Source organism: Stenotrophomonas pictorum JCM 9942 (assembly GCF_001310775.1).
Taxonomy (GTDB): Bacteria; Pseudomonadota; Gammaproteobacteria; order Xanthomonadales; family Xanthomonadaceae; genus Stenotrophomonas; species Stenotrophomonas pictorum.
In genome coordinates, this window is sequence record NZ_BAZI01000135.1 from 1 (window position 1) to 7,081 (window position 7,081).

Consider the following 7,081-nt stretch of genomic DNA (forward strand, 5'->3'; position numbering starts at 1 on the left):
GGTCGATGCTGGCGCCGCGCGCGCGCTGCGCGAGAAGGGGGCCTCGCTGCTGCCTGGCGGTGTGAGTGGGGCCGAGGGCGAGTTCCGCCGCGGCGATATGGTCGAAGTGCGACTGCAAGATAACGGGGATACGCATTGCATCGCGCGTGGGATCAGCCAGTATTCGGCGACCGACATCCGCCGTATCAGCCATCACCATACGCGCGAGATTGAAAGCATCCTCGGCTACAACTACGGCGACAACGTGATCCACCGTGACGACATGGTGTTGCTGTGATCCTCCGGCTTCGAATCCGCTTCGGGAATGACCATGAGTGATATCCGCACCCTGGCGCTGCAATGTCGCGCCGCCGCCCAACACCTGGGGCAGCTGTCAACGCAGGCGCGCAGCGCGCTGCTGCTGGCCATGGCCGATGCGCTGGAGGCCGATGCGGTGGTGATTCTTGCTGCGAACGGGGAAGACCTGGCCGCCGCGCGCGCCAAGGGCGTGGGCAGCGCGATGCTGGACCGGCTGGCGCTCACCCCTGCGCGTCTGGCAGGGGTCGCCGATGCGCTGCGCGAAGTGGCCGCATTGCCGGATCCGGTCGGCGAGGTCACGCGGGACTACGTACGCCCCAATGGCATCCGCGTGCAGAAGGTGCGGGTGCCGCTGGGAGTGATCGCGATGATCTACGAAGCGCGCCCGAACGTGACCGCCGATGCCGCGGCGCTATGCATCAAGGCCGGCAATGGCGTGATCCTGCGCGGCGGTTCGGAGGCGATCCACTCCAATACTGCGATCGCCGCCAGCCTCCGGCGTGCGCTGCGTGAAGCCGGTGTTGCCGAGGCGGCGCTGACCCTGGTCGAGGATCTGCGCCGCGAAACCATGTTGGAGCTGCTGCAGCTCAATGACATCATCGATCTGGCGATTCCGCGTGGCGGCGAGGGGCTGATCCGCTTTGTCGCCGAACACGCGCGCGTGCCGGTGATCAAGCACTACAAGGGCGTGTGCCACCTGTTTGTCGATGACAGTGCCGACCTGCAGCTGGCGCTGGATCTGCTGATCGACGGCAAGGTGTCGCGTCCGGCCGCCTGCAACTCGCTGGAGACCTTGCTGGTGCATGCGGATATCGCACCGCGCTTCCTGCCGTTGGCCGCGACCGCGTTGCGTGCGCGCGGCGTCGAGTTGCGCGGCGATATGGCCACGCAGGCGCTGTTGCCGGAGGTGTTGCCGGCCACGGAGGATGACTACGCCGCCGAGTACCTGGATCTGGTTCTGGCCATTCGCGTGGTGCCCGATATGGCGGCGGCGATTGCGCATATCCAGCGCTATACCTCCGATCACACCGAAGTCATCGCTACCGCGGACCCTGCCCATGGCGAGGCGTTCATGCATGCCCTGCGCTCGGCAGTGGTGATGGTCAATGCCTCGTCGCGCTTTTCCGACGGCGGGGAACTGGGGCTGGGAGCAGAAATCGGCATTTCCACCACGCGCCTGCATTCCTATGGCCCGATGGGCCTGGAGGCGCTGACGGTGGAGCGATTTGTGGTGCGCGGCGAAGGCCAGGTGCGACACCCGCTGGTCTGAAGACGGCCCGCGATTTCCGCGCGCGGGCTGCAGCGCTGGATATGGCGCTGCGCGTTACCAGTGGTCTTCCAGCTGCTGCGGCTTGCAGGCGAACCATGCAGCGACCAGTAGCACGGTCGAACACAGTGCCAGGAAGGCGAATGACCACGCCCAGCCGTCACTGATGCCGTGCAGCCAGCCGAACAGCAGCGGCCCAAGGCTGGCCAGGCTGTAACCCACGCCTTGCATGAAGCCGGACAGTGCCGCCGAGCCGGCCTGGGTGCGGGTGCGCAGGTTGATCAGGGTCAGCCCCAGCGGGAAGGTGGACGGTCCGAGTCCGGCGATGATCGCCCACAGCCAGGGGGCACGCATCGGCGCCAGCAGCAGGCCGGCGAAGGCGATCATGTTCAGCACGAACACCATCACCGCGATCGGGAAGGGGTTGCGCATGCGCACCGCCAGGGCCGGGACCAGCAGCGATGGGGCAAGGCCGATTGCCGAGTAGACCGCAACCATCACACCACCGAGTGATTCGCTGGCGCCGGCTTCGACCATCACCTTCGGTAGCCAGGTGAACAGCGAATAGGTGCCCAGCGAAGTCATGCCGAACATCAGCGCCATGCCCCAGCCGAGTGAGGTTTTCCAGACCTCGCCGGTGGTATGCGTGGTGCCGCTGGTTGTGGTCTCGATATGCGGCGCGGTGCGCGCCAGCAGAAGCCAGGGCAGTACCGCGGCCGCGGACAGCAGCGACCACATGCCCAGCGAGATGCGCCAGTCGAACTGGTTGGCGACCGGTACGGCCAGCAGCGCCGGCACCATCGTGCCGGCCTGCAGGACGGTGATGTAGATCGTGCTCAGTGTGCCGACCCGATCGGCGAAGTAGCGCTTGACCAGGGGCGGTACCACGACATTGCCCATGCCCATGCCGGCCAGCGCGATGGCCGAGCCGAGCATCAGCACGCCGACGTTGTCGGCGAAGGCGCGTACCAGCAGGCCGGCGGTGGCCAACACCATGGCCAGTATCGCGGTGCGCTCCAGGCCGATGGTGCGGGTGATACGCGGTGTGGCCAGACCGAATACGGCGAAGGCCGCGGTCGGCATCATGCCCAGCACGCCGGTCATGGTGCTGCCGAAATCAAAAACGTGGCCCAGGCGGTCCAGCAGCGGGGTCAGCGAGGTGACCGCGCTGCGCAGGTTCGCGGCGACCAGCACGATGGCGGCGAAGGCCAGCAGTCGCCCCTTGAACAGGGATGTGGACGGTTGTGGAAGGTTGGATGCGGACACGGGCTGACTCCAGCGCGGGCGGGAAGCGGTGTATTGCTTCAGAAACCGCCAAAAACAAAAGCCGGCCTAGGGCCGGCTTTTGTCGAATTGGTCGGGGAGACAGGATTCGAACCTGCGACCTCTACGTCCCGAACGTAGCGCTCTACCAGACTGAGCTACACCCCGAAGGAGCCGCTCATGATAGCGGTGACCCTCATGTCTTGCAAGTTTTTTTGTTCAGTTCACGCGTCTGCATGACGTGGCGCGTGACTGCCGGGACAGGACAATCCCGGTGACAAAAAAGCCTGGTAAACGTTGCCGTTTTCCAGGCCTTCTTGCGACCTTCTGGTCGGGGAGACAGGATTCGAACCTGCGACCTCTACGTCCCGAACGTAGCGCTCTACCAGACTGAGCTACACCCCGTGAAGGAGCCCGGAAAGATACGCTCAGTCCGGGCTTATGGCAATAGCAAAACGCTATTTTTTAACGGTTCTCTGCCTTGCGGCGATCTTCGCGGGCTTCAAACCACATGCCATTGAGGATGGCGACGGTCGATGCCAGGCCCGCACCGAGAATCCAGGCGAAATACCACATGAGTTGACTCCTTGATTGTTGTCGTTGCGGATCAGTAGGCGTTCGGGTTTTCACCCATCTCTTCCAGCGTCGTCTTGCCCTTGAGCACGCGGTACACCCAGGTGGTGTAGCCGATGATGATGGGCAGGAAGATCACCGTGGCCAGCAGCATGACCCACAGCGTCAGGTGGCTGGAGGAGGCATCCCACACCGTCAGACTGGAGCCGGGCTGGGTGGAGGAGGGCAGCAGGAACGGGAAGATCGCAAAGCCGACGGTGAAGATGATGCCGGCGATGGAGGCGCCCGAGGCGATGAATGCCAGGCCGCCGCGATGCTTGCGTAGCAGTACCGCGCTGGCCAGTGCACCCAGCAGGCCCACGACCGGAGCCAGGATGGTGGCCGGCATGGTGCGGTAGTTGTGCAGCCAGCCGCCGGCCGCGGAGAACTCGGCCGTCTTCAGCAGCGGATTGCTGGCGCCATCGCTGACCATCTGCGAGGTGACCTGGTAGCCCGGCAGGCCGAAGGCGACCCAGGCGCCGGCCAGGGCGAACAGCACGAACGAGGCGATGGCGGCGATGCTGCCGATGCGGGCCGAGCGATCCGCGACCGGGCCGCTGGTCTTGAGTACCAGCATGGCCGCACCGTGCGAAACCAGCATCGTCACACTGACCAGGCCGGCCAGCAGAGCGAACGGGGTCAGCAGGCCCAGCAGGTTGCCCGTGTAGAACACGCGCTGGGTGTCGTCGAAATGGAACGGCACGCCCAGCAGCACATTGCCGACTGCCACGCCCATGATCAGTGCCGGGATGAAGCCGCCGACAAACAGCGCCTTGTCCCAGTTGTCGCGCCAGCGCTGGCTGGGCATCTTGCCGCGGTACTTGAAGCCGACCGGGCGCAGGATCAGGGCGAACAGGATCAGGAACATCGCCAGGTAGAACCCGGAGAAACTGACCGCATACAGTGGCGGCCAGGCGGCGAAGATCGCACCGCCACCGAGCACCAGCCATACCTGGTTGCCTTCCCATACCGGCCCGATGGTGTTGATCACCAGGCGGCGCTCCTCATCGGTCTTGGCCACGAACGGCAGCAAGGTGCCAACGCCAAGATCGAAGCCGTCCATCACCGCGAAGCCGATCAGCAGCACGCCCAGCAGCAGCCACCAGATCACGCGCAGTGTCGTGTAGTCCAGAAGAATGAATTCCATGAGTGTTCTCCTGCCTTATGCCTGGCCGTTGCCGGAGGCGCGGGCGTGATGGGGGACGGCGGCCGGTTCCTGCAGCGACGGCAGGATGTCGTCCGGACCTTGCGGATGGCCTTGAGCATCAGCTTGACTTCGATGACCAGCAGCACCGTGTACAGCGCGGTGAAGCCGATCAGCGTGGCCAGGATCTCGTAGACCGCCAGTCCGGAGGCCGCATAGAACGTCGGCAGTACGCCATCCACCGCCCACGGCTGACGGCCGTACTCGGCGATGAACCAGCCACATTCAATGGCGATCCACGGGGCCGGCAACGACAGCAGGGCAACCTTGAGGAAGGTGCGCTTGTCTTCGAAGTTGTTGCGGCACGAGAAATAGAACGCCAGGGCGAAGAAGCCGATCATGTACACGCCCAGGCCAACCATGATGCGGAAGGTCCAGAACAGCGGCGCGACGGTGGGCACGGTGTCCAGTGCCGCCTGCGAGATCTCCTCCGGCGTGGCGTTGGCGATATCGTCGCGATAGCGCTTGAGCAGCAGGCCGTGGCCCAGGTCCTGCCAGTGACGGTCGAACACTTCGCGTGCTTCAACATCGTTCTTGTCGGCGCGGATGCGATTGAGCGCGGCATAGGCGATCTGCCCGCCTTTGACCCGCTCCTCGGCCTGCTTGACCAGGTCCAGGATGCCCGGGATTTCCTGATCCAGCGAACGCGTTGCGATCAGGCCCATCACATAGGGAATCTTGACCTCGAAGTCGTTGCGCTGCTCCTGCTGGTTTGGAATGCCGAATGCGGTGAACGGCGCCGGTGCCGGATAGGTGTGCCACATGCCTTCGATGGCGGCCAGCTTCATCTTCTGGTTTTCCGCGGTGGCGTAACCGGATTCGTCGCCCAGCACGGCGACCGAGATCGAGGCCAGCAGGCCGAAGGCGGCCGCGACGGCAAACGAGCGGCGGGCCAGATCGCGGTGCTTGCCGCGCAGCATGAAGAATGCCGAGATCGACATCACGAACATCGCGCCGGTGACGTAACCGGCCGACACGGTGTGCACGAACTTGGCCTGCGCCACCGGGTTGAGCAGCACGGCGGCAAAATCCACCACCTCCATGCGCATCGTTTCCGGGTTGAACACCGCGCCCACCGGGTACTGCATCCAGCCGTTGGCGATCAGGATCCACAGTGCCGACAGGTTGGTGCCCAGCGCCATCAGCCAGGTCACCGCCAGGTGCTGCACCTTGGTCAGCCGGTTCCAGCCGAAGAAGAACAGGCCGATGAAGGTGGCTTCGAGGAAGAAGGCCATCAGTCCTTCGATCGCCAGCGGCGCACCGAAGATGTCACCCACGTAGTGGCTGTAATAGGACCAGTTCATGCCGAACTGGAACTCCATCACGATGCCGGTACCGACACCCATGGCGAAGTTGATGCCGAACAGCACGCCCCAGAACAGGGTCATGCGCCGCCAGACCTCCTTGCCGGTCATGACGTACACGCTTTCCATGATCGCGATCATGAAGGAAAGACCCAGCGTGAGTGGGACGAACAGGAAGTGGTACATCGCGGTCAGCGCAAATTGCAGCCGCGACAGCTCTACGACGGTCGAGTCGATCATGGCCGTTCTACCTCGTGGGATATGGGCATCATGTTATGTCAGGAGGGGGGTTCTACGATGTGTGATACTCCCTGTTCATACTGTCGCCTGCCTTGATCTGAATCAATGTGGCGCGGTGATGCAGCGGCGAAGGTAGGCCTCCGGCAGTGGGTGCAAGGCGTGTCTACAATCGGACAGGTTTTTTTCAGGCAGGTTGCCGGTCTTGAATGAGAGTACACATCCTGCTGAGGCGCAGCGTCAGCAGCGTCGTCAGCAACAGCAGTGGCTGGCCGGACTGGCCCAGGGCGCCCTTTCGCGGCAGCGGCTGGCCGCGTTCGCGATCTGTGCCTCCGGTGCCCTGCTGATCGGACAGGCGGCGGCCATCGCCTGGCTGATCCAGAGCATCGTGGTGGAGCATCGTCCGCTGGCGCAGACCGCCGCGGTATTCGGCCTGCTGGCGCTGGTCCTGCTGTTCCGCAGTCTGCTCGGGGGGCTGGCCCAGAGCGCGGCCGGCGATGTGGCGGACGCGGCCAGGCTGGCGCTTCGGGAAAAAGTGTACCGGCGTCTGATGGAACGGGGCCCCTTGTGGTTGCGCCGGCAGCGCACCGGTGAGCTGAGTGAGCTGCTGCTCAGTCACGGCGATGCCATCGAAGGCTACTACGCCGGTTTCCAACCGGTCCGTACGGAAGTGATGGTTGTGCCGCTGCTGATCGTGCTGGCCGTGGGCTGGGTGGACTGGGTGGTGGCGGTGATCCTGGTATGTACCGCGCCGCTGGTTCCGTTTTTCATGATGCTGGTGGGCTGGGGCGCCGAGGCGGCCGGTCGCGCGCAACTGGGAGAACTGGCGCGGATGAGTGGTCACTTCGCCGACCGCATCAAGGGGCTGGGCCTGCTGCGCCTGTATGGGCGTGGCGA

Annotated in this window: 6 protein-coding genes, 2 tRNA genes and 1 pseudogene; 3 read left to right on the forward strand and 6 right to left on the reverse strand. The window is 64.4% G+C overall.

Annotated features, from left to right (window positions below; all coding sequences use genetic code 11):
- Window positions 1-277: PUA domain-containing protein (locus JCM9942_RS08540; protein ID WP_343123484.1), on the forward strand; the 277-nt coding region annotated here is incomplete at its 5' end.
- A gap of 33 nt (window positions 278-310) precedes the next feature.
- The gene (locus JCM9942_RS08545) at window positions 311-1,567 is read left to right on the forward strand and encodes a glutamate-5-semialdehyde dehydrogenase (RefSeq protein WP_054659033.1); all 1,257 of its coding nucleotides are present in this window, start codon (window positions 311-313) and stop codon (window positions 1,565-1,567) included.
- A gap of 54 nt (window positions 1,568-1,621) precedes the next feature.
- On the opposite strand, the gene JCM9942_RS08550 is transcribed toward JCM9942_RS08545, so the two are convergent.
- The 6 genes and pseudogenes from JCM9942_RS08550 to JCM9942_RS08575 form a co-directional block, all read right to left on the reverse strand.
- Entirely contained in the window at window positions 1,622-2,830 is a 1,209-nt protein-coding gene (locus JCM9942_RS08550) for a CynX/NimT family MFS transporter (protein ID WP_054659027.1), read from the reverse strand.
- Window positions 2,831-2,918: 88 nt separating this feature from the next.
- Window positions 2,919-2,995 (reverse strand) — tRNA-Pro (locus JCM9942_RS08555).
- A 160-nt stretch (window positions 2,996-3,155) separates the two neighbouring features.
- A tRNA-Pro gene (locus tag JCM9942_RS08560) sits at window positions 3,156-3,232 on the reverse strand.
- Window positions 3,233-3,292: 60 nt separating this feature from the next.
- Entirely contained in the window at window positions 3,293-3,403 is a 111-nt protein-coding gene (gene cydX / locus JCM9942_RS08565; RefSeq protein ID WP_054659029.1) for a cytochrome bd-I oxidase subunit CydX, read from the reverse strand.
- 31 nt (window positions 3,404-3,434) lie between these two features.
- Window positions 3,435-4,586: a cytochrome d ubiquinol oxidase subunit II gene (gene cydB / locus JCM9942_RS08570; RefSeq protein WP_054659031.1), complete on the reverse strand. Its 1,152-nt coding sequence runs from the start codon at window positions 4,584-4,586 to the stop codon at window positions 3,435-3,437.
- A 15-nt stretch (window positions 4,587-4,601) separates the two neighbouring features.
- Window positions 4,602-6,187, reverse strand: a pseudogene (locus JCM9942_RS08575) (cytochrome ubiquinol oxidase subunit I).
- 193 nt (window positions 6,188-6,380) lie between these two features.
- Between JCM9942_RS08575 and JCM9942_RS08580 the strand changes: the two are divergent.
- Window positions 6,381-7,081: ABC transporter transmembrane domain-containing protein (locus tag JCM9942_RS08580; protein ID WP_425478331.1), on the forward strand; the 701-nt coding region annotated here is incomplete at its 3' end.